This window comes from Hymenobacter crusticola, assembly GCF_002154225.1.
Lineage (GTDB): Bacteria > Bacteroidota > Bacteroidia > Cytophagales > Hymenobacteraceae > Hymenobacter > Hymenobacter crusticola.
The window spans coordinates 32,135-53,218 of record NZ_MTSE01000012.1 but is presented as its reverse complement, the minus strand read 5'-3'; the positions used below and the strand labels follow the sequence as shown (position 1 = coordinate 53,218).

General features: G+C 61.3%; 21 protein-coding genes. 2 read left to right on the top strand and 19 right to left on the bottom strand.

The window, feature by feature from the left end:
* Window positions 1-27: 27 nt before the first annotated feature.
* Window positions 28-426 (top strand): SRPBCC family protein, encoded by a 399-nt coding sequence (locus BXP70_RS19365; protein WP_086595773.1) that lies wholly within the window; start codon window positions 28-30, stop codon window positions 424-426.
* A gap of 168 nt (window positions 427-594) precedes the next feature.
* On the opposite strand, the gene BXP70_RS19360 is transcribed toward BXP70_RS19365, so the two are convergent.
* From BXP70_RS19360 to BXP70_RS19280, 18 genes are all read right to left on the bottom strand, one after another.
* Complete coding sequence (locus tag BXP70_RS19360; protein WP_086595772.1) at window positions 595-2,250, bottom strand: FAD-dependent oxidoreductase; 1,656 nt, start codon at window positions 2,248-2,250, stop codon at window positions 595-597.
* A gap of 50 nt (window positions 2,251-2,300) precedes the next feature.
* Complete coding sequence (locus BXP70_RS19355) at window positions 2,301-3,314, bottom strand: oxidoreductase (protein WP_086595771.1); 1,014 nt, start codon at window positions 3,312-3,314, stop codon at window positions 2,301-2,303.
* 155 nt (window positions 3,315-3,469) lie between these two features.
* The gene (locus BXP70_RS19350) at window positions 3,470-4,864 is read right to left on the bottom strand and encodes a sensor histidine kinase (protein ID WP_086595770.1); all 1,395 of its coding nucleotides are present in this window, start codon (window positions 4,862-4,864) and stop codon (window positions 3,470-3,472) included.
* Between the two features lie 31 nt (window positions 4,865-4,895).
* On the bottom strand, window positions 4,896-5,168 hold the full coding sequence (locus BXP70_RS19345; protein WP_086595769.1) for a UBP-type zinc finger domain-containing protein: 273 nt from the start codon (window positions 5,166-5,168) through the stop codon (window positions 4,896-4,898).
* Between the two features lie 247 nt (window positions 5,169-5,415).
* Window positions 5,416-5,976 (bottom strand): Crp/Fnr family transcriptional regulator, encoded by a 561-nt coding sequence (locus tag BXP70_RS19340; RefSeq protein WP_245849690.1) that lies wholly within the window; start codon window positions 5,974-5,976, stop codon window positions 5,416-5,418.
* A 150-nt stretch (window positions 5,977-6,126) separates the two neighbouring features.
* Window positions 6,127-7,119 carry a quinone oxidoreductase family protein gene (locus tag BXP70_RS19335; RefSeq protein ID WP_086595767.1) on the bottom strand — a complete coding sequence of 331 codons (993 nt, stop codon included), beginning with the start codon at window positions 7,117-7,119 and terminating at the stop codon, window positions 6,127-6,129.
* 43 nt (window positions 7,120-7,162) lie between these two features.
* Complete coding sequence (locus BXP70_RS19330) at window positions 7,163-7,909, bottom strand: SDR family NAD(P)-dependent oxidoreductase (RefSeq protein WP_086595766.1); 747 nt, start codon at window positions 7,907-7,909, stop codon at window positions 7,163-7,165.
* A gap of 220 nt (window positions 7,910-8,129) precedes the next feature.
* Entirely contained in the window at window positions 8,130-8,540 is a 411-nt protein-coding gene (locus BXP70_RS19325; RefSeq protein WP_086595765.1) for a hypothetical protein, read from the bottom strand.
* A gap of 56 nt (window positions 8,541-8,596) precedes the next feature.
* The gene (locus BXP70_RS19320; protein WP_086595764.1) at window positions 8,597-10,003 is read right to left on the bottom strand and encodes a YncE family protein; all 1,407 of its coding nucleotides are present in this window, start codon (window positions 10,001-10,003) and stop codon (window positions 8,597-8,599) included.
* Between the two features lie 22 nt (window positions 10,004-10,025).
* Entirely contained in the window at window positions 10,026-10,502 is a 477-nt protein-coding gene (locus BXP70_RS19315; RefSeq protein ID WP_218779824.1) for a DUF305 domain-containing protein, read from the bottom strand.
* A 76-nt stretch (window positions 10,503-10,578) separates the two neighbouring features.
* Window positions 10,579-11,031: a cupin domain-containing protein gene (locus BXP70_RS19310; protein ID WP_086595763.1), complete on the bottom strand. Its 453-nt coding sequence runs from the start codon at window positions 11,029-11,031 to the stop codon at window positions 10,579-10,581.
* A gap of 140 nt (window positions 11,032-11,171) precedes the next feature.
* Window positions 11,172-12,143 carry an alpha/beta hydrolase gene (locus BXP70_RS19305; RefSeq protein WP_086595762.1) on the bottom strand — a complete coding sequence of 324 codons (972 nt, stop codon included), beginning with the start codon at window positions 12,141-12,143 and terminating at the stop codon, window positions 11,172-11,174.
* Window positions 12,144-12,217: 74 nt separating this feature from the next.
* The gene (locus BXP70_RS19300; protein WP_218779823.1) at window positions 12,218-12,676 is read right to left on the bottom strand and encodes an NADPH-dependent F420 reductase; all 459 of its coding nucleotides are present in this window, start codon (window positions 12,674-12,676) and stop codon (window positions 12,218-12,220) included.
* Window positions 12,677-12,684: 8 nt separating this feature from the next.
* The gene (locus BXP70_RS30810; RefSeq protein ID WP_218779821.1) at window positions 12,685-12,813 is read right to left on the bottom strand and encodes an NAD(P)-binding domain-containing protein; all 129 of its coding nucleotides are present in this window, start codon (window positions 12,811-12,813) and stop codon (window positions 12,685-12,687) included.
* Window positions 12,814-12,864: 51 nt separating this feature from the next.
* Entirely contained in the window at window positions 12,865-13,179 is a 315-nt protein-coding gene (locus BXP70_RS19295; protein WP_086595761.1) for a GNAT family N-acetyltransferase, read from the bottom strand.
* A complete protein-coding gene (locus BXP70_RS19290) occupies window positions 13,176-14,093 on the bottom strand; it encodes a pirin family protein (protein ID WP_086595760.1) in 918 nt (305 codons plus the stop codon). The genes BXP70_RS19295 and BXP70_RS19290 overlap by 4 nt, the downstream gene beginning before the upstream one ends.
* Before the next feature lie 87 nt (window positions 14,094-14,180).
* Complete coding sequence (locus BXP70_RS19285) at window positions 14,181-14,789, bottom strand: Crp/Fnr family transcriptional regulator (RefSeq protein ID WP_086595759.1); 609 nt, start codon at window positions 14,787-14,789, stop codon at window positions 14,181-14,183.
* 208 nt (window positions 14,790-14,997) lie between these two features.
* Complete coding sequence (locus BXP70_RS19280; protein ID WP_086595758.1) at window positions 14,998-15,609, bottom strand: Crp/Fnr family transcriptional regulator; 612 nt, start codon at window positions 15,607-15,609, stop codon at window positions 14,998-15,000.
* Between the two features lie 328 nt (window positions 15,610-15,937).
* Here BXP70_RS19280 and BXP70_RS19275 point away from each other — a divergent pair, with 328 nt between their 5' ends.
* On the top strand, window positions 15,938-18,445 hold the full coding sequence (locus BXP70_RS19275) for a sigma 54-interacting transcriptional regulator (protein ID WP_086595757.1): 2,508 nt from the start codon (window positions 15,938-15,940) through the stop codon (window positions 18,443-18,445).
* Window positions 18,446-18,452: 7 nt separating this feature from the next.
* On the opposite strand, the gene BXP70_RS19270 is transcribed toward BXP70_RS19275, so the two are convergent.
* Window positions 18,453-20,771: a histidine kinase dimerization/phosphoacceptor domain -containing protein gene (locus BXP70_RS19270; protein WP_086595756.1), complete on the bottom strand. Its 2,319-nt coding sequence runs from the start codon at window positions 20,769-20,771 to the stop codon at window positions 18,453-18,455.
* Window positions 20,772-21,084 lie beyond the last annotated feature (313 nt).

Here is a 21,084-nt window from a genome sequence, read left to right as displayed (position 1 = left end):
TTCGAGCAGGCAACCGCAACCACTTTTATGGCCAGCACCATCACCAAAACCATCAACATTCAGGCGAGCCCCGAGCGGGTGTGGGAGTTTCTTAACAACCTAGCCAACTGGCCGCAGTGGGCCATACATAACGTGTTCAGCGCCACGCCCGGCGAAAACGGGTACTGGAACATGGAAGGCCCGCGGGGTACGCAGCACGTAAAAATGCTGTCCAACCAAGAGTTCGGCATTCTAGATCAGGAGTTTAACGACCCCGTGGAAGGCAACTGGCTGGTGCCGTGCCGGGTAGTAGCCGGCAGCGAAGGCGCCCACTTTATGATGACCTTCACCAAGCCCACCGCCATGCCCGACGAGCCCTTTTATAAAGCCGTGGAGTTGATTGAGCAGGAAATGGGTAAGCTCAAGGAACTGCTGGAGAAAAGCTAGGTCACTTAATTGTTTAGTGGTCTGCAAAACAGGTAAACTGTCATGCTGAGCTTGTCGAAGCCTCTCTCCCGAACGATACGAAGCGGGAGAGAGGCTTCGACAAGCTCAGCATGACATTCTTCTGGAGCAGGGTTACTTATGCAGGAACAAGTCTTTACTCTATCGTCCTCACTCGGCTAGGTATTGGTGCACGAACTTGATGGCCATACTGCCTTCGCCCACGGCCGAAGCTACCCGGGCCATGGCACCCGCGCGGCCGTCACCGGCCGCAAACAAGCCCGGCACGCAGGTTTCGAGCAGGTACGGCTCGCGCGAAAGTTTCCAGGCGGCGGCGTAGCGCGGGTCGGTCACCAAGTCGCGGCCGGTGAGCAGGTAGCCTTTGGGGTCGCAGATGGCTAGCTCACAGATCCATTCGGTGCTAGGCTTGGCGCCAATGAAGATGAACAGCGCCCGCGCCGGCCGCTTCTCCGGCTCCTGCCCGTCGCGCTGCACTACCACGGCTTCGAGCGAGTTGGCGCCACAGGCTTCGCGCAGCTGGGTGCGGGGCAGAATCTCGATGTTCGGCGTCTGCTCGATTTGCGTGATGAGGTAGGCCGACATGCTAGCTGCTAGGTGCTCGCCGCGAATGACGATGAACACCCGCGAGGCGTACGAAGATAAAAACATGGCTGCCTGCCCCGCCGAGTTGCCCCCGCCAATGATGTACACCGGGTGGTTGCTGCAACTGCGCGCCTCGGTGCGAGCGGCCCCGTAGTACACGCCCGCTCCGCTCAGGCGCTCCAGGCCGGGTGCGTCGAGCGTGCGGTAGCTAACCCCGGTGGTTAGCACCACGGCTTTGGTGCGAATAATTGACTGGTCGCGCAGGGTCAACACCTTGTAGCCGTCCTGCACGTGCAGGTTCACCACCTCCTGCGGCGCCATAAACTCGGCCCCGAGGCGGGTAGCCTGCGACCAGGCACGGTGCGCCAGCTCGCTGCCGCTCAGGCCAGTAGGAAAGCCTAGGTAGTTTTCGATGCGCGACGAAGCCCCGGCTTGCCCGCCCGGCGTCTGCCGTTCGATAAGCAAGGTTTTTAAGCCCTCCGAGGCGCCGTACACGGCCGCCGCCAGCCCGGCCGGACCGGCCCCAATAATCACGACGTCGTACAGCTCGTGCTGGGCCGCCACCAGCAAACCTAGGTGCCGGCCTAGGTCGGCTTTGTTGGGGCGGGAAACAACTTGTCCGTCGGGGCAGACCACCACCGGCAGGTCATCGACGGTGAACTTGGTGGTCGCCAGCAGCGTGGCTGCCTCGGCATCCTTCTCGATATCCAGCCACTGGTAGCCCACTAGGTAGCCGCTGAAAAAATCCTTGAGCTCGTGCGAGAGCGGCGACCACTGAAACCCAATCAGCCGCACGCCTGCGAAAGTGGGCCGGTAGGTGGCCTGCCAACTGGCCAGCAAGTCGCGCAACACGGGGTAGAGCAGTTGCTCGGGTGGGTCCCAGGGCTTGAGCAGATAGTAATCGAGTTGGGCAGAATTGATGGCCCGAATAGCGGCGGTGGTATCGGCGTAGGCCGTCAGTAGCGCGCGCTTGGTGTCGGGAAAAAGCGACAGGGCATGCGCGAGTACTTCCACGCCTTCGACCTCTGGCATGCGTTGGTCGGCTAGCACCAGGGCTAGGGGCTCGGAGCGGGTTCGCAGTTCGTTGAGGGTAGTTAAGGCCTCTGGGCCCGAGGCTACGGGCAGAATGCGGTAGTCGCTCCGAAACTCCTGGCGCAGGTCGCGGGTGATGGCCGCGAGTACCTGCGGGTCGTCGTCAACTACCAGGATGGCAGGCTTTTTCATGATTCATGTAAGGGCTAAGAGTTTGTCTTCTGGTAGAGCTGCTGAGTGACCTAGCGAGGGTAGGTAGTGCCCGTGAGTTGCTCGCTTAGGGTCCACAGGCGGTTGGCATTCGCTTCCTCCACCGCGTAGGGCATTACCCCCGTCATCGGGCGGGGGGTAGCGGAGCTGTCGGGGGTGTAGATGGTGGCAATGTTGTTGTCTTCGCAATACACTCCGCCCAGGCCGGCCAGCTGCGGGCTGGTGGCGCACCACACGCTGGTGGATGCGCCTTGGGCCACGGTTTTCAAACCTCGAGCGGGGTCCAGCACGATGTTGCCTGCCTCATCCACGGCGCCCATTTGCCGTAGCTGTTCCGGCGTGACGTGCTTGCTCAGCCCCGTGCCCGCGATACTGCCAGGGTGCAGCGAGAAAGCCCGAATGCCCGCCGCTTGGCCGCGCTGGTCCAGTGCCCGCGCAAAGAGCACATTGGCTGTTTTCGACTGGCCGTAGGCAATCCAGGGGTCGTAGACGTGGCGCTCGAAATTGGGGTCGTCGAACAGAACCGGTGAGAGGCGATGCCCTCGGGAGGACACCGCCACTACCCGCGCCCCCCGCGCTTGCACCAGCGCCGGCCAGAGGCGGCCGGTTAGTTGAAAGTGCCCGAGGTGATTGGTCGCCAACTGCGACTCGTACCCGCGGGCATCGCGCGCAAGGGGGTTGGCCATGATGCCGGCACTCAGCACTAGCAAGTGCAGCGGCCGGCCACTAGCCAAAAACCGGGCGGCCAGGGCATCAATCGAAGTAGGGTCGAGCAAATCCAGCGTTTCCAGCTCGACGCCGGCTAGGTCTTGCACAGCCTGCGCCGCCCGGGCGGGGTCGCGGGCCGGCACGATAACGTGGGCGCCGGCGCTGTGCAAAACCCGCACGGTTTCTAGGCCGAGGCCGGCGTAGCCCCCGGTTACGAGGGCTACCTTGCCCGTGAGGTCTGCCCCCTGGATAACATCAGTGGCAGTGCTAGCAGCGGTAAAGCCTGAGTCTAGGGGTTGCTGCGGGGTCGGCTGATAACCAGCGGCGGAATCTGACATAGAGAAAAGCAGAAATAAGTAGCTGATGAGTAACTCAATTTCAGTTGCTGGCCTCGGCATCTGCTGCGGAAGGGCCAAGGACTCGTATGGCGGCGAGTAGCTCGCTGGCAAGTTTGATGACCAGTAAAATGGGGGTGTTTGTGGGGGTAGAAAAGCTAGCTGATAGGCAGCCAAGCAGTGAATTCTGTCCGCCCCGGCTCAGAGGAAACTTCCAGCCGCCCGCCGTGCTCTTGCACGATGCGCCGGGCAATGTCGAGCCCTAGGCCCGTGCCCTCGCCTAGGGGCTTGGTGGTGTAAAAGGGCTCGAACAAGTGCGCCAGCACCTCGGCGCTGATGCCTGTGCCATTGTCCTGCACGCCGACTACCAGGCAGTTTTCGCACGGCTCGACGCGTACCATCAGTTCTCCGCCCGTGGCGGGCAGTGCATCCAAGGCGTTATCAATCAGATTAGTCCAGACTTGGTTGAGGCTGGCAGCTTGGCCCGTTATCAGCGGCAGGTTGGGGGCGTAGGCGCGGGTGAGGTGCACGTTTTTCTCTCGTAGCGCGTGCGCAAATAGATGGAGCGTACTGTCGAGCCCGGCGGTTACGGCTAGCTTTTCGGGGCCTAGGGCGCGGTCCATGTGCGAGTAGGTTTTCACGTCGCCCACCAGCGTGCTGATGCGCTGGGCGGCCTCGCTGATGTCGCGGGTGAGGCGCGCGGCCGTCAGGTGGCCGCTGAGCCAGGCAAAGGCAGCGGGCCGGGCGCGGGCCGGCAACTGGGCCGCCAGCGGAGCGAGGGCTGCTACACCCAAGCCAGCATCGAGCAAGCCCGCGGCCAGCGCATAGCCATCGGGGCAGCCGTGGTCTTCGAGCCAGGTAGCTAGCTCGTCTTCGCGGTCGGCGGCTTGCAGGGCCGACAAGGGCGGGGGTAGCTCCGTAGGCAGCACGGCCAGCGCCGTGATGGCCGCCACCGTTTCGGCAGACGGACAGCTGGCCAGAAGCTCAATTAATTGGTTCGGAATTACCTGCAAAGCAGTAGTGAGCGAAGCCGCAGCTCGGCTGATGGCCGCGGCCGGGTTGTTCAATTCGTGCGAGAGGCCAGCCGAGAGCTTGCCCAGGGCCCGCAGCTTGTCGTCGCGCTCCTGCGTGCGCACCAGGTCGCGGGCCCGGTCGTTCATGATGCCCACCAGGCGCTGCACCAGCTCGGGGCTTACCTGCTCTAGGGCCGGAAAATGGCGGCTAGGCAGCTCATACAGCACTGTTTCGCCCACGGCTACGCCCTGCGCCGGGAAGAACTGAAGCCGGGAATATGGCAGCAAGCCGCCCACGTCGCCGGGCGCCAGCCGGAACCCGCGGGCGCTGGCATCGCCCGGCAGCTGGGTGTGGGTGCCGCCCCGCACCACGGCCAGCAGCTTGTCGGCGGGGGCACCGGCCAGCACCACGGTTTCGCCGTCGGCGTACTGGTGTAGCTCGCCCGCTTGCCGCAGCCAGGCCAGCACCTCGGGGGGTAGGCCGCGAAAGGCGGTGATGTGGTCGAGGGCAGTAGGGTCGGGAGGCAATAGCTGAGCCATGCGCGTGCGAACGAAACGCCTAAGAATTAGCCTAGTACTCCGCGAACTCCTGGTCAGGGTAGCAATACACCCACCGCTCGCCGCGCTCGGCCGACGACACCACCGGGTGCTGGGTGGCGTGGAAGTGCTTGGTCGCGTGCGTGTTCTTAGACTGGTCGCAGCAGCCCACGTGGCCGCACTCCTGGCACGTGCGCAAGTGCACCCAGGTGTCGCCTAGGGCTACACACTCGGGGCAGACGTGCTGCGGGGCGGTTTTCAGATGCGCCGGGTCGAGCGCAGAGAGGTGAGAACAGAGAGAAGCCATCACAAAAGCATTAAAAGTCAAGTAGTAAAAGGCTCAGGCAAGAGCTGCCAGGCACCCGACAAAGGTGCCAGCATCCCTACCCCCTAGGCATTGACTTTTATCAAGAAAAGCTACTCCTCAAGCTGCTTGAGGACTGCTGGCGCTTTCACCTAGCGATACGGATTGACCCGCCGGGAAACGGCTTTTGCGGTGGTGATTACCAAAGTGTCCCTGTCGAGATGCCCTAACGGTACCCTAGGGGTAGCATCTACAGTTGGCGGCGGATGCGGCTGAGCGTTTCGGCCGTGAGGCCCAGGTAGGAGGCCACCATATGCTGCGGAATGCGCTGAACCAAGCCCGGATACTTTTGCAGGAACTCACGGTACTTCTCCTCGGCCGAATAGCTGATAGCCGAGTGCACCCGACTTTGCGCAGCCATAAAGGTGCGGAGCACCAATGCGTTAACTACCTTATCAAAGGCCGGCACTTCGCGACGCAACTGCTCAAAGTCGTCGTTTTTAAGCACTACCACCGTCGTATCCTCCGTGGCCTCGATGTTGTAGCGCGACGGCTGGCCAGAAAGTAGGCTTTCCTGGTCGGTGGCCCACCAGTTTTCCACGGCAAACCCGATGATGTGCTCCAGACCTTTGGCATCGACGGAGTAGGTGCGCAGGCAGCCACTGGCCACGAAGGCATTGGACTGCCACACGTCGCCGGCTTGGAGCAGGTACTGCCGCTTGCGCAGCGTGCGCACGACGCTCGCCGCTTTTATTTGCTCGATTTCGGCCGGGGTGAAAGACGCTTTACTCTGCAAATACTGCTCAAACACAGCAAAAATGAACGGGGGCTAGGATGGTACCAAGCGCAAAAGAAAAGACTTTTTGCTTGGTATCATCCTAGCCCCCGACCGTGTTTATCAAATAGCAGCCTACCTAGGTGCCACCTAGGGCACACCGTCAAAGAAGATTGCTGCGTGTAGCTAAGGCAGCAGTAGCACCGAGCCCGTGGTGCGCCGGGCTTCCAAGTCCGCGTGGGCTTGGGCGGCTTCGGCTAAGGGGTAGGTCTGCGTCGTCAGCTCCCCAAACCAGCCTTGTTGGAGGGCGGCGTACACTTCTGCAGCGGCTTGCGCTAGCGTGGCTTGAGTGGGTAGGTAGGTGCCCAGCACGGGCGACACCACAGTGAGTTGCCGCTGCGCGAGCACGGCAGGTGCCACCGGTTGAGGCCGTCCCGACGATGAGCCGTAGAGCACGAGGGTGCCGCCGGGCTTTACCACAGGCACGGAGGCGGCAAACGTCGCTTGCCCTACCCCATCATATACGACATCAACGCCTTGCCCGTTGGTAATTTCCAGCACGCGCGCCGCAAAGTCCTCCTCGTCGGTGGCAATGGCATAGTCGAGGTAAGGCTGCACCACAGCTAGCTTCGCGGTCGTTCCTACCGTGCCGATAACCGTGGCCCCCAGCGCCCGGGCCCAGCGCGCCGTTAGCGAGCCCACGCCGCCGCCTGCGGCGTGCACCAGCACTACGCTGTCGGCCTGCACCAGGTAAATGCGGCGGAGCAAGGCCCACGCCATCAAGCCCTTGGTAGTCACGGCCGCTGCCTCGGCCAAGGTGATTTCATCTGGCAGGTGCACCAGGCCGTTGGTGGGCATCAGGCGAACTTCGGCGTAGGCTCCCACCACGAAGTGGTACGCCACCCGGTCGCCTACCCGGAACCCGGTAATGTCCGAGCCGACGGCCTCAATGGTACCGGCCGCTTCGACGCCGGGCACAAAGGGAAAGGAGTTAACCGCGAAGCTGCCGTTGCGGAAGTAGGTATCAACGAAGTTGACGCCGATGGCCGCTTGGCGCACCCGTACCTGCCCCGGCCCGGGCACCCCGACTTTTTCCTGGCCATATACCAGGACCGAAGGCGGCCCGGGCGCTTGCATATACACGACGCCGGTGGGCACGGTTGACAAATATGGTTCCATAGTTAGCTAGTGGAAGAAGCGTAAGACCTGCCTTGTGTGCCGGCTAAGCGCTTTGCCCGCCATCCACATTGATGGTAGCCCCGGTGATGTAGGAGGCTTCGGCGCTGGCTAAGAAGGCCACCGTGGCAGCAATTTCCTCAACCCGCCCGTAGCGGCCTAGCGCCGTGCCGGCAGCTTGCGCCGGGGCAAAATCGCTCGTGGCCGGGTTCATCTCTGTGTCGATGTTGCCGGGCTGTATTACGTTCACCGTGATGCCTTTGGGCCCTAGGTCGCGGGCCCAGCCGCGGGTGTAGGCGGCCACGGCAGCTTTGGTGGCTACGTAGTCGGCAATGCCGGGGAAGGGTGCCCGACTGCCGCCCGTAGACCCAATGGAGATAATGCGCCCACCCTCCTCCATGAAGGGCACGGCGGCCCGCACGGTGGCGGCCACGCCCGCCACGTTCACGGCCAGTTGCCGGTCAAAGGCCGCTAGGTCAGCGCCGGCATCATCGACGGTACCCGTGATGAACAAGCCCGCATTGTTCACCAGCACATCAATGCGCCCGAACTGCGCTACCGTATCGGCCACGGCCGCCCGAATGGCGACCGTATCGCCACTGTCGGCCCGAATAGCCATCGCCCGGCGGCCCGTACTGGCTAGCTCGGTCACCAAGGCTTCGGCTTGGGCAGCGGCGTGGGTGTATGTGAAGGCCACATCGGCCCCTTCCGCAGCCAAGCGGCGCACAATGCCGGCGCCAATACCGCGGCTGCCACCAGTTACAAAAGCGATTTTATCGGTCAAACGATTCATAAAACAAGAGGGTAGTTGCAGCAAGTGTATTATCTGACTTGCTGCGGATTGAGGTTGTGTCGGCCCTGTTTATTCAGGCTGTTTCGACATGACAAAGGTCCCCTTACTCCTCCGCCGCCTTCGTTGACAATTATCAAGAAAACACGTTGATAATTGTCAAGGTCAAAACCTGGCCCGCGCTAGGTGGTGGCGCCTACCCCCAGTAGAAAAAGCAAGTCAGCTAAGCAGGCTGCTGGCCGTGCAGCCAGGAAATGGTAGGCCCTTCATCGATAAACGCCGCAGCCTGATAATAGCGATTATTTGGATGGGCCAGAATGGGCAGCACGATGTCGGTGTAATGCACCAAATGGGACGGGAAAACCAGGTGCGCGCTGTAAATGGGTTCTGATGAGCTGAAGGCCGAGGCCACGAGTGGGCAGAACTCGTCCAGTAGCCAGCGGGCCTGCCGGGCGCAATTGGGCGGGCAGCGCCGCACATCGAGCAGCCAGAAGGGGCAATTGTACTGCCGGGCCTTTTGCAGCAGGTAGTGGTAGCCCGCTTCGAAGTCGGTATCGGTGCGCATCTGTTGTATCCAGCGGGCCACTAGCACGTGCTCCTGCGGCCGGTACGAAACGTCTAAGAAGTGTTGCATAGCAGAGAGTTGAGCAGGGTAGAGCTGTTTAGCTGTGGTACCTTTCGCGAAGGGGGTTACTCGCTGAGCAGCACCGGGGCGCTGCCAGCTGCTTTGGGAGCTACTACTACCCGCTGGTAAGCTTTGCCTACGATGGCTAGGTCCCCATTTTGCACGGCTTGCACGGGGCCTAGGGTCTGGCTCATGGCGCCGCCCTTGGCATCGGTGCGCACCGTGAGCAGGGGGTAGTCGCGGGAGTACGGGGCCTGCGTGGCGCGGCTGAGGTAGACATCGTACTCGGTATCGGGCTGGAGGTGAGCCAGCGAAAAGGATACGAGGTCAACCAGGCCTTCGGAGCGCGTGACCAGGGAGCCTGCGGCGGCCCCAGCTTGCGTGGGCTTTAGTTGGCGCACCATGGCGGGCTGGTCGACGAGCTGCCGACCTAGGTTGCTGCTACCCGTGGCTCCCGCGGGCACGGCATCCGGCACGTAGACCAGTGCCATTGGCGCCTGGCCAATTCTGACTTTACCGATTACTCGGTTGGTGGCCGTGTTGATAGCTACCACGGAGTCCGCATTTTCCAGGTCTAGGTACACGCGGCTGGCATCGCCCGAGGCCCAGAGGCCGTGCGGCAGGGCCCCTACCGGAATGGTGGCTAGCTGCTTAAAACCCGGTTCGCGAGAGTATACTTTCACCACGTTTTCGCCGCCCACCGTCACGTAGGCGACTTTGCCTAGGCCCGTTTCGAGGGTCGTGACGTGGTTGGTGATGGGGCCGGTGTCGAGTACTTTGGTGATGCTAAGCGTCTTCACATCAAGCACCGACACCTTGCCCACGTCTTTGTGTGTGAACCAGACTTGCTGGCCGTCTTTGCTGGCAAAGATGTTGGGCGAAAACGGGCTGACGACCGGAATACGCTTGATGATTTTGTACGTGGCCGCATCGATTACCGCCAACTCGGGCGAGAAGCTAGAGCACACGAATGCCAGCTTGTTGTCGGGGCTGAACGCCACCATGCCCGGCCCATTAGCCACCTGAATGCGGCGGGTTTCACGCATGGTAGCCACGTCAATAACCGAGAGGTAGTCCTCGCCGCGCACGGTCACCCACACCTCTTTGCCGTCGGGCCGGAAGGTAGGCTCGTGCGGGGCGCGCCCCACGTACACGCTACCCTTGATGGTGTTGGTGGCCGGCTCAATGAAGGTGACGTTGTTGGAGCCGATGGATACTACGGCCAGGGTCTTGTGGTTGGGCGCCATGCCTAGGCCGTGCACCAGCGCCTGCCCCCGATAAAGCGGCGTCAGTACGTCGGGCTGGGGCTTGCCTAGAATAATCTGGCCCAGCAGCTTGTTGTCCATTGGGTCAATCACCGAAACAGTATTCGAAATCTGGTCGGCGGTGTACACCCGGTCGCGGTGGCTTACGGTCTGGGCGTAGCTCGGCAGCGCCCCCACCAAGAGCGGCGCTAAAAGCAGGTATTTCATAGGAAAGAGCTAGAAGGAAAAGTCAGTGTTGCGCGGCGGCAGGTGAGGTAGCCGCCGCAGCTCCATGCTTGCGCAGCCAGGCATTCATCTGCTGAATCTCAATTTGTTGCTCCGCGATAATACTCTGAGCTAACCGGCGCAGCTCGGGGTCTTTGCCGTAGAGCAGTTGCAGGCGGGCCATATCCACGGCGCCCTGGTGGTGAGGTACCATCATGGCCGCAAAGCTGGCGTCGATATCAGTGGGCGGCACGCCGCCCATCTGCTTCATGCCAATGTCCATGACTGTCATCACCGAATCCATCTGCTGGTGAAAAGCCGCCGCGGGTGAACTCGGTGCTAAGGCAGCCGGTGTCATATCTGCCATCAAATGCATGGCGTGCGGTGCGCTGCTTTTTGGGGCCGACATGCCGTGGTGGTCGTGCGTCTGGGCATGGGCGGCTAGCAAGGGTGCAGTAGCTAAAAGCGAAAGCAGAAGCAAGTTTCTTGTGGTGAGAGGCATAAGCAAGGAGGGTAAGAGGGGTAGACAATGAGCTATTTGCAGGCGGTACCCCTAGGTGAATAGCACGATAGCTACCTTATCGGCTCCCAATTGATGGAGGTGGTCCAACTACTTCATCGCCCACTTCGGCCGAAGCTCGGGCAAACGCCTCCATGTCGGGTGGCGTAGTAGGGGGTAGGTCCGTCGAGTCGGCCACGGTGCCCGCCGCTTTGATGAGCCGGGCAAAGCCACTAGGCGAAGCTACTACTAGCCCGCGCGCTAGTGCCAGGCCACTTACTACGGCATGCACAGTGCCGCGCGGAATAAAGAAGTTTTCGCCTGGTTTCACCACGACTACCTTGGCTTCAGTGTGCACAGTAAACTCGCCTTCCAGCACAAATAAGTGCTCGGAATACGTGGTGTGGCGGTGCATCGGCGTGGCTACCCCGGGCTGGAAAGTGCCCTCAATGAGGTCGTAGCGGCCTTCGGTGGTTTCATGGTCGGCTAGAATGCGTGTGAGGGTGCCTAATAGCCAGAAAGACTGGTTCATAAGTTGGGGCTGATGGATTGTAGGAAAGAGTGCCGCGAACTGGCGCACTGCGTAGCTGCCCCTTATTCAACAGCCCCTGCCTTTCACCCTCACTCGGGCAAAAAGCAGGGGCTGAGCGAATCGAACGCAACGCGGCATGCCTAGCCGAGGTGCTTCTTGAGTTCGGCCGCGGCGTGCACGAATAGCGACCTGACCGCAGGCACCTCGGCTAGGGCGTTAAGCAGGCCGAAGTCGTGAATCATGCCGTTGTAGCGGATGGTGGTGGCGGGCACGCCGGCTTCGCTGAGCTTGCGGCCGTAGGCTTCGCCCTCGTCGCGCAAAATGTCGTTCTCAGCTACCTGAATCAGGGCGGGCGGTAGGCCAGCCAACTGCTCCGAAGTCGCGTTGAGGGGCGACGTGTAGATTTCCCGGCGCTGGGCGGGGTCAGTGGTGTAGGTGCTCCACATCCACTTCATGAGCGGCGCGGTGAGGAAGCGGTCCTGGCCATACAGCTCGAACGACTCGGTGCTGAAGGCCGCGCTGGTCACGGGCCACATCAGGATTTGTAACTTGATGTGCGGGCCGCCTTTCTCCTTGGCTTGCAGGCACGTCACGGTCGTCATGTTACCGCCTACGCTGTTGCCGACGATAGCTAGGCTCTTACCATCTACGTTGATTTCGGCGCCATTCTCGGCTACCCACTTGGTGGCGGCGTAGATTTCGTTGATGGCCTGTGGATACTGCGCATCGGGGCTGGGCGTGTAGTCCACAAACACGGCTACGTAACCTGATTCTACTACCAGGTCGCGCACCATGCGCTGGTGGGTGGGGAAGTCGCCGAGCACCCAGCCGCCGCCGTGGATGAAGATGAACACGGGTAGCACCGTGTCGGCGGTGCCGGTGGGGCGCACGATATGCAGCGGCACCGTGTAGCCGTCTTGCTCGATGGTGCGTTGCGTGGTTTCCACGCCTGAGAGGTTCACTTTAGCCGAGGCTTGGGCGCCGACCAGCACCTGGCGGGCGTCGGGCACAGGCAGGGTTTCGAGGCCGGGCCCGCCGGTGTTCAGGGCTTTGAGAAACTCGATTACCTGCGGGTCAATGTGTTGGTCGGTGGCAAAAGGAGGAGCTTGCATAGGCTTGTTAAATTGTGGGTTGCGCACGTGGTGGTGCAAGGTGAAAAAGAAATAGTGCGGCAGGCGGCCCGCCGCTACACCGGAAACTGGACTAGGTTAGTGCCAGATAGCGGGCCGGGAAATTGCTGGAAGCGGCCGCCCGTAGCCAGCCCGCCTAGGTCGATGCCGGCAAAGCCCATAGCATCGAGCAGGTGCAGGACTTCCGCCTTAGTCGAGGCATCATCGCCGGAAATAAAGATGACCCGCTTGCCTGCCCCCTCGTGCGGGTCGAGGGCCAAAATGGCCGCGCCCATTGCATTAAAGCCCTTCACTACCCGGGCGCCGGGGGCTTGCTCAGCCACGATTTCGGATGAGGTTTTCGGGCCTAGGTCCAGCGCTGTGAAGTCGGGGAAATGAATGGCGTTGGTCGTGTCCACGACCACCTGGTTTTGCCAGGCGGGCACGTGGGCCAGCACGTCGGCCACGGCATCCCACGGCACCGACAGCAGCACGAGGTCGGCCTGCACGGCTTCTTCGACCGTGCCCGCCCGCACGCCCGGCCCTAGGGTAGCCGCCAGCTCGGTGAGGGCGGCCCCGATTTACTACTAATGACAATCTCAAAGCCGGCTTTGGCCGCGTGGCGCACAAACGCCTGGGCAATATTGCCCGCACCAATGGTTCCTATTTTCATACGTTTCGGTTGAGGTAGAATGTGAGTAAGCAGTTAGGAGCGAATTATTTGCTAAGCATTGGCGGGCCGGTAGCCCGGGGCCACCAGCCGGTACCACTCGGGGTGCTGGTGGAGGTAGCGTGCCACAAAGGGGCACAGCGGAATGAGAGTTAGGTGGCGCTCGTCGGCTTGGCGCAGCACCTTTTCCACGAGGGCGCTGCCTACCCCTTGGCCTTGCAGGGCAGCGGGCACTTCGGTGTGTATCAGGCTGAGGTACTGGTGGTGCAGCTGGTACTGCACCAGCGCCGTAGCGTCCGCCACTTCCAGCTCAAATTGCTGGTCGTAGGTGTTGTCGAGGAGGGGGAGGGCTTGGTATGCGGGGTTCATAGCAGGGTGATGCGGGTGGATAAATCCTGCGGCGACGTGACGACTTCGTAGGTAATCTGCCCGTACTCGCCGGCAAAAAAATCTTCGTAGGCCGTGGCTATTTCCGCGTGGCTGTTCATCACGAAAGGCCCCTGGGCCACCACTGGCTCGGGTATCGGCTCGCCGCCAAACACCAGCACGCTCACCGGCTCGATGCTGGGATTGGTGAAGGTGATGGGGCCGACCTCGGCCCCAAACAGCACCAATTCGCTCTGACCGTGCGGCTCGCCGTTGAGCCGCACTGGCTCGGCCGGCACGAAGGCGGCGTAGTCGAGGTCTACTTTGGTGGCGAGGGTAAAGGTGGCTTTGGGGCTGAGCAGCATGTGATACAGAAACTGCGGGCTGCTGGCAGGCACCGGCGACGCGGCATCGCCCAGCGCCCCAAGCAGCACGCGCAGGCTACCGGCCGCCTCGGGCAGCAGCACTTCGGGCACCGCCGTCGAGTGCAGGGCCAGGTAGTCGGGGGCTTCGGCTTTGTGGCGGGCCGGCAGGTTTAGCCAGAATTGCAGCGCGTGCAGCACGCCGCCTTTGGCCTGAAAATCCAGGCTCAGGTTTTCGTCGTGCAGCACGCCCCGGCCGGCCTTCATCCACTGCGCGCCGCCGGCCGCTACCACGCCGTGGTGGCCGGCGCTGTCGTAGTGCTCAAGGGCGCCGCTCAGCACGTAGGTGAAAGTGGCAATGCCCCGGTGGGGGTGGGCTGTTTCGCCGGTAGGTGCCTTGGGCACCTGGGGCTCGAACCGGGTAGGGTACACGTGGTCCAAAAAAACGAACGGGCCCACGGCGGCTACCATGCGGCTGGGTAGCAGCCGGTTGACGAGCAGTTTGCCCACTCGGGCGTTGGTGCCCCCTACCTGCGCAATGATGGATTTGGCCATGGCGTGCGTGCTAGTTTGCAGGGCCTTCCTTGGGGCGCTGCTGGTGCAAAGGTGGCTAGGTAGGCCAGGGGGTTTCCTTGACTTATATCAAGAAAGCACTGCGGCCGGTTGGGCCTTGGCGGCCAGCAGCTTGGTGCGAATGCGGCTCAGCGTTTCGGGCAAAATGCCGAGGTAGGACGCAATCAGGTGCTGCGAAAAACGGTGCTCGTAGCTAGGGTGCTGCGCCAAAAAGGCGAGGTAGCGCTCCTCAGCCGTGCTGGAAATGGCCGCTTGCAGTCGCTTTTGGGCGGCAATCTCGTGGCGGCGGTCCACGCCCCGCATCAGCTCGGCCCAGGCCGGCACCGTGCGGAGTAGCTCCTGCATCTGCGCGTACGTTATCAGCAGCAAGCTGCTGTCTTCCAGTGCCTCCAGGTAAAAGCGCGACGGCGTGAGCAGCACCCAACTTTCCCGGTCGCCTACCCAGCAGTTTTCGACCCCTAGGCCAAGCACGTGCTCGTTGCCCCGGTCGTCCACACTGTACAGGCGCACCGCACCCATCAGCACGAAGGCAAAGTGCTTACTGACCTCGCCGGCCCGCAGCAAAAACGCCCTTTTCTTCAGCTTTTTCAACCCAAACGCGGCGCAGATACGCGCAAAGTCCGCGTCGGAAACGGGGGTAGTGCTACCAGCGTCGATATAGGTGCGAAAATCTTGCATAGTGCTGTTATTTATTGCGTTAGCAGTCACTGTATAGGCTAGCCTCACGGGGCGCCTCACCCCCGGCCCCTCTCCGAAAAGGAGAGGGGAGCCGAGTGCTAGTAAGCGGCAGCAATTGTTAAAATTCGTCTGGCTCCCCTCTCCTTTTCGGAGAGGGGCCGGGGGTGAGGCGCCCCATAAGCTGACTCCAACTCCACATCAGAATGCCTCAGCCCCCAGGCCTGCCAACTACGGCCGCCGAAACAGGTGGCAGCTTGGCGCGGATGCGGCTCAGGGTTTCGGGCGAAATGCCTAGGTAAGAGGCAATCATGAGCTGCGAAAACCGCTGCACATAAGTAGGATGCTGGGCGATGAAGGCGGCGTAGCGCTCCTCGGCCGAGCACGAAATGGCATCGTGCAGGCGCTTTTGGGTGGCAATTGCGTTGCGCTCGTCCTGGATACGCACCAGCTCGGCCACCAGCGGCACGGTGCGCACGAGTCCCTGCGCCTGCGGGCAGTTGATGAGCAGCAGCTCCGAATCTTCCACGGCATCGATGTAGTAGGGCGAGGGGGTGAGTTGCGACCAGCTTTCCCGGTCGCCTATCCACCTACTTTCTACCCCCAGCACGTGGATGTGCTTGTTGCCACGCGCATCTACCGAGTACAGGCGCAGCGCACCCTGCATCACAAAGGCTTGATATTGACATACTTCGCCCGCTTGCAACAGGTATTGCTTTCTTTGAAGTCTATAAGGCAACAGCTCGGTCATAACCAGGGCAAAATCGGCGTCGGAAATAGTGGAGCGGGTTTGCTGGTCGATGTAGTCGCGGAGAACCTGCATAGCGTGGGCGAAAAAGCAGAAAATCGGTAGTCACCTGGCGGGTTGCCAAATGGGTGCCAAGCGCCCCCTATAGCAGCTTTACTACAATAAAACCACTTGCTAAACAGCTATTTACTACCAGAAAAATGCAATATTTGATAGGGTATGAAAATCTCCAGCGCGTTGGGTTATCCAATATATTGGAGATTTTTTTGGATAAATGTTCTCCGAGCGGCAGCTTTACGGCCTACCCTTCACTGCCTAGGCCCCTGAAGAAGAAACCCTGGGCACCACACATTTTAAACACCCCGGTCGCTTGCCGTCAGCTGCTACCCCTGCCCAAACGCTCATGCGCGCACCCGCCGAATCCGCCGCCCTTGTGCTCATCGTAGAAGATGAGTTCTTGATTGCTAATGACCTAGGCGATATTCTGGAAGCGGCGGGCTACCAGGTGCTCGGGCTGGCCGAGTCGGGTGCCGAGGCGCGGGCCATAGTGGCCGAAGCGCGGCCCAGCGTGGTCTTGCTGGACATCTTTCTGAAAGGTGCGGAAACCGGTATCGAGCTAGCGCACTGGCTAAATCAGCAGCGCATTCCCTTCGTGTTCCTATCGGCCAACCTCACCGACGACGTGTTGGCCGCGGCGAAAGTGACTGAGCCCTACGGCTTCCTCAACAAGCCCTTCCGCGAGCGGGACGTGCTGGCGGCCCTCGAAATTGCCCGCTACCGCCACGCCCACAGCCAGGAAGCCAAACTGCGCCAGCAGCAGCAGACTCAAATGGCCGTGAATGAGGCCATTGCCACGCTGCACGACCGCGAGCAACTGTGCCGCGCCATTGCCACGCAGGTCAACCAGTTCGTGCCCATCAACGTGCTCAACCTGTGCCTGAGCCAGCCCGAAGAGCAGATTTTTTACTGGATGCTGCTGCGCCGCACGCCCCAGGGCACCTTTGAGCGGGTGCGCCTGCCCGAACTCCTAGGCCCCGATACGCCCGCCGAGCGGCTGAGCATGCTCGCGCACCCCACGGCCGTTGAGTTGGGCGAGCGACAAGGCATTTTCAGCGGGGCGGCCTTCGAGACTCTGAGCCAGGAATTCAGCATGGCCCGGGCCATCGGCGAGACCTTCGGCATTCAGTCGATGGCGTTTTTTCCGGTGGTGTTGCAGCAGCGCACCTTCACCAGCCTGCAACTGGGCACCACGGCCGCCGCCGGGTTTACGGCCGATGACTACGCCGCCATCAGCCTCATCATCCCCCAGATAGCGCTGGCCCTAGATAACCTACTGGCCTACGAAGAGTTGGAGAGCCGCCGGCAAGTGAAAGCCACCGAACTATCCGTGGCTAGCGCCTTTCGCAACGGCCGCGACATCGCCGAAATAGCGCCCCAGGTAGCGGCCGCCATCAGCGAGCTACTACCTCTTGATTTGCTTAGTTTCTACCGAGTTGGGCGCGTATTGCGTCACCCCAGCGCCATGGATGCCACCGTCGGCAACCTAGGCGGCCGCTTTCAGCTTCTGCCACTTGAAGTCATTCCCCAGCCCGAAAGCACCGAAGAGGCCGCACGCCTCCTAGACGGGCTGGATTCTTGGTTACAACGCCCCTTGCTCAACGTCGGGGAAGCCGCTGCCCAAGCGCGCGAGCTCAACCCAGTAACGCGCTACTACGGCAACTTGCTCCAGCTCAAGTCCTCTATGTCGGTGCCCATCCGGCTCAAGGACCAGCCTGCCATCGTGCTCATCGTCGCTAGCAAGGCCGCTTACGCGTACACGGCCAAAGACTTACAGCTCCTGCAAGAGCTGGCTGAACAGCTCGCCGTGGCCCTGGACAACCTGCTGGCCTACGAGCGCATCCGCCTGCTGAGCGAGCAGCTAGAGCAGGAGAAAACCTACCTCAGCGAGGAGCTGAAAACCAGCCACAACTTCGAGGAAATCATTGGCACCAGTCCGGCGCTGCTAGCCGTGCTGCGGGGAGTAGGCCAGGTAGCGCCCACCGATGCTACTGTGCTGCTGCTGGGCGAAACCGGCACCGGCAAGGAGTTGATTGCCCGCGCCGTGCACAACCGCTCGCCGCGCAGCGCCCGCACGATGGTGAAAGTAAACTGCGCCGCGCTGCCCCCGCAGCTCATGGAGTCGGAGCTGTTCGGCCACGAAAAAGGCAGCTACACCGGCGCCACCGAGCGGCGCATCGGCAAGTTTGAGCTAGCCCACGGCAGCACTTTGTTTCTGGATGAAATCGGTGAGCTACCCCTGGAGCTGCAAGCCAAGCTGCTGCGCGTGCTCCAGGAAAAAGAGGTTGAGCGCATCGGCGGCAAAGGCCCGCTCCGGGTGAATGTGCGCATCATCGCCGCCACCAACCGAGAACTGGCCGCAGAGGTGGCCGCCGGTCGCTTCCGCGCCGACCTCTACTACCGGCTCAACGTGTTTCCGCTGGAACTACCCCCGCTCCGCACCCGGCCCGACGACCTGCTGCCGCTGGCCACCTATTTTCTGCGCAAGCTCAGCCAGAAGCTCGGCAAGCCCTTCACCAGCATTGCCAACGCCTCTTTGCAGCAAATCCAGCACTACGCCTGGCCGGGCAATATCCGGGAGCTGGAAAACGTGCTGGAGCGCGCCGCCATTTTGTCCGCGCCCCCGACCTTGCAGCTCGCCGCGCCCCTAACGCCCAGCGCACCCGCCCGCCCGGAAGTGAAGCCCATGCAGGACACCATGCGCGACAGCATCCTGACTGCCCTCACCCAAACCAACTACCGCATCAGAGGGCCGCGTGGGGCCGCCGTGCTGCTCGGCGTGAAAGCCACTACGCTGGAAGCCCGCATGAAAAAGCTCGGCATCCCCTCGCGCAAAGAAACTCGCACCGAGTAGCAGTGGCCTAGGCCACTGCTTCGGCATCGGCATAAACGGGCTTCTTGCGGGTGTCAAATTGCAGGTTGATGCACACGCCATCGGCCGTGCTCACCGCCAATTGGCCATCAATCTGGCGGCTCAAGCCTTTGATAATGACCATGCCCAAGCTACGGCTGCGCTTCAAGTCAAAGCCGGGCGGCAAGCCCACCCCGTCGTCGGTGATGGTAAGCTCGTATTGCTGCGACGCCAGGCAAACCAACCCGACCGTGAGCGTGCCGCGCCGCGGCGGCGGGAAGGCGTGCTTGAGCGCATTGGTCACGGCCTCGTTGATAATGAGCCCTAGGGGCGTCGCCAACGTGGTTTCCAGCTCGATGGGCGCCAGTTCCAGCTTCGTTTGCACCGACTGCTGGCGGTCGAAGGACTGCACCAAGTAGGTCACGATTTCGCGGCCGTAGTCAGCCATGTTCACCCGGCCGATGTTGTCGGCTTGGTAGAGTTTCTCATGCAGCAAGGCCATAACTTGCACCCGGTTCTGGCTCTCGCGAATGGCAGCCACCGCCTGCGGGTCGTGTAAGTGGCGCGACTGGGTCGAGAGCAAGCTGCTCACCACTTGCAGGTTGTTCTTCACCCGGTGGTGGATTTCCTTGAGCATCCAATCCTTTTCCACCAGCAGCCCTTGCCGCTCTTCCAGCAACTTGTCTTTCTCACCTAGCACCTGCTCCAGCGCCTCGTTCTTGCGGTTGATTTCCGCCTGCTGCGCTTCCAGGGCGTGTTGCTTCTGCTCTAACAGGCGGGCGCTGCGCTGCTTGAGGCGGTAGCGGTTGTAGCCCAGGCCTAGCACCAACACCAGCAAGGCCGCGCCCCCTAGCACGGCGTTGCGCTGCAACTCGCGCTGCCGAATAGCCAACTGCTGCACCAGATTTTGCTTGGTGAGAAGGGCAATGCTTTGTTCGCGCTTTTCGGTGTCAAATTGAACCTGCAAGGCGGCCATCTGCTTGCTGTTTTTCTCACTGAATATGCTGTCATTGATAGCCTTATAACGCTTGTAGTAGGCAATGGCGGACGGCAGATTCCCCTGGGCCGAATCAACTTTATACAGCAGCAAGCACGCGTGGGCCATGCTGCTACGAGTAAGCACAACTTGGCCCGCCGCCAGGGATTTGGTAAGGTAGGTCCGCGCTTTGGCGTACTGCTTGGTAGCCAGGCAGCAGGCCCCAACGGTCAGGTACGCCCCGTGCAGCACGCGGTAATCAGTGGTGGCCTGCTTGCTAGTCAGGTAGGCTTCCATTTGCCGGCAATAGGCCGAGGCCAAGGCATACTGCTTAGTGCGCAAGTAGCAGCTAATAAGCCCCTGGGCTACCTTCATTCGGGAGAAATCATCCTGTGGTGGATACGCCTTGCTTTTTTCAAGTATGAGCGCCAGGGCCTCCTGCGGCCGGTTTTCAGCTAATAAGACGCGGGCAATGGTAGAAGCCAGACCTAGCGCCGTATCGGTATAGTTATTGGCTTCCGCACTGCGCATAGCCAGCCGATAGTACTGAATTATTTTATCGCGCTGGTCGAATTGCTGGTACACGGCGCCCACCCGCATGTAGTACGTGCACAGCAGCAGGGTATCCTGGCTGCGCTTGGCACTTGCCACGGCCGCCAGCGCGTACTGGAGGGCCTCTTTGTAATTGCCCAGCGCATCGTCGGTAGCAGCTAGCAGGTCGAGGGAAGAATGCTGCTTGCGGTAGCCGGCCGCTCGATACAGGGCTAGGCTGCGCAGCAACTCTTCCCGGGCCCGCGCCGGCTTGCCCTGCATCAAGTAAGCGTCAGCCAGCTCTCGCAGTACCCGGGCTTCCTGCACTTGGTCGTGCACGGCCCCAAATAGCCGGACAGCCTGCTCCAGATACTTAATCCGCTGTGGATGAAGCGCCATAGATTTCTCATATGTTTCACATAGCAGGTACCAGCCGATGGCTTCCCGGCGCCGGTCGTGCCGCTGCTGGCTGCGCGCCAAGGCCTGTAACACAACCTCCCGGCCGCCGGGGTCTTTGCGCAGCAAATACCCTAGTGCGTAATCACTATCTATTTGGCCGCCAACATAGTGTAACGCCTTGCTCAGGGCTTGCGCCTGGTGAATGTACGCCACTATCGAGTCCGGCTTCTGCATGTAATAGTAGCGAGAGGTCAAATCGTTGCTTAACTGCACCAGCAGCTTCACGCGGTTGGTATCGGGCGCGCTGCGCCGTAGCTGGCTGCGCAGGTTGTCAACCTCGGTCTTGCTCAGGATAGGGTAATAAGGCTCCGCCTGGCTGGTAAGGACAAGCCCCAGCAGGAGGAGCGCCAACAGGTATTTCACAGGATGAGAGGCTAGGCGTAAAGACGGCAAACTGCGGGAGCACCAGCATTCTAAGTTACCAGTCTGTGAGCAGTTTCTAGTTGGTTTTTCAGCCGGACAGCCACGACTTGCTTGTCTGGCCTACTCCGTATCGGCAAAAGTACAGAGCGGGGTGGCCCGCCGGTCTTGACTTTTGTCAAGCAAAATTGCGGTGCAGGGCCAAATTCTTCAGGGCAGGCCAGTGGTAATTCTTGATTTTTATCAAGGTTCAGGAAGTAGGCAGGCCTCCACCTTTGTGGCGGTCATCAACTGGGCGGTTAGCCATTCTCAATCA

Bases quoted from the DNA above. Each gene is read 5' to 3' on its own strand.
- BXP70_RS19365 (WP_086595773.1), top strand. From the start codon at position 28: ATGGCCAGCACCATCACCAAAACCATCAACATTCAGGCGAGCCCCGAG.
- BXP70_RS19360 (WP_086595772.1), bottom strand. From the start codon at position 2,250: ATGAAAAAGCCTGCCATCCTGGTAGTTGACGACGACCCGCAGGTACTC.
- BXP70_RS19355 (WP_086595771.1), bottom strand. From the start codon at position 3,314: ATGTCAGATTCCGCCGCTGGTTATCAGCCGACCCCGCAGCAACCCCTA.
- BXP70_RS19350 (WP_086595770.1), bottom strand. From the start codon at position 4,864: ATGGCTCAGCTATTGCCTCCCGACCCTACTGCCCTCGACCACATCACC.
- BXP70_RS19345 (WP_086595769.1), bottom strand. From the start codon at position 5,168: ATGGCTTCTCTCTGTTCTCACCTCTCTGCGCTCGACCCGGCGCATCTG.
- BXP70_RS19335 (WP_086595767.1), bottom strand. From the start codon at position 7,119: ATGGAACCATATTTGTCAACCGTGCCCACCGGCGTCGTGTATATGCAA.
- BXP70_RS19330 (WP_086595766.1), bottom strand. From the start codon at position 7,909: ATGAATCGTTTGACCGATAAAATCGCTTTTGTAACTGGTGGCAGCCGC.
- BXP70_RS19325 (WP_086595765.1), bottom strand. From the start codon at position 8,540: ATGCAACACTTCTTAGACGTTTCGTACCGGCCGCAGGAGCACGTGCTA.
- BXP70_RS19320 (WP_086595764.1), bottom strand. From the start codon at position 10,003: ATGAAATACCTGCTTTTAGCGCCGCTCTTGGTGGGGGCGCTGCCGAGC.
- BXP70_RS19315 (WP_218779824.1), bottom strand. From the start codon at position 10,502: ATGCCTCTCACCACAAGAAACTTGCTTCTGCTTTCGCTTTTAGCTACT.
- BXP70_RS19310 (WP_086595763.1), bottom strand. From the start codon at position 11,031: ATGAACCAGTCTTTCTGGCTATTAGGCACCCTCACACGCATTCTAGCC.
- BXP70_RS19305 (WP_086595762.1), bottom strand. From the start codon at position 12,143: ATGCAAGCTCCTCCTTTTGCCACCGACCAACACATTGACCCGCAGGTA.
- BXP70_RS30810 (WP_218779821.1), bottom strand. From the start codon at position 12,813: ATGAAAATAGGAACCATTGGTGCGGGCAATATTGCCCAGGCGTTTGTG.
- BXP70_RS19295 (WP_086595761.1), bottom strand. From the start codon at position 13,179: ATGAACCCCGCATACCAAGCCCTCCCCCTCCTCGACAACACCTACGAC.
- BXP70_RS19290 (WP_086595760.1), bottom strand. From the start codon at position 14,093: ATGGCCAAATCCATCATTGCGCAGGTAGGGGGCACCAACGCCCGAGTG.
- BXP70_RS19285 (WP_086595759.1), bottom strand. From the start codon at position 14,789: ATGCAAGATTTTCGCACCTATATCGACGCTGGTAGCACTACCCCCGTT.
- BXP70_RS19280 (WP_086595758.1), bottom strand. From the start codon at position 15,609: ATGCAGGTTCTCCGCGACTACATCGACCAGCAAACCCGCTCCACTATT.
- BXP70_RS19275 (WP_086595757.1), top strand. From the start codon at position 15,938: ATGCGCGCACCCGCCGAATCCGCCGCCCTTGTGCTCATCGTAGAAGAT.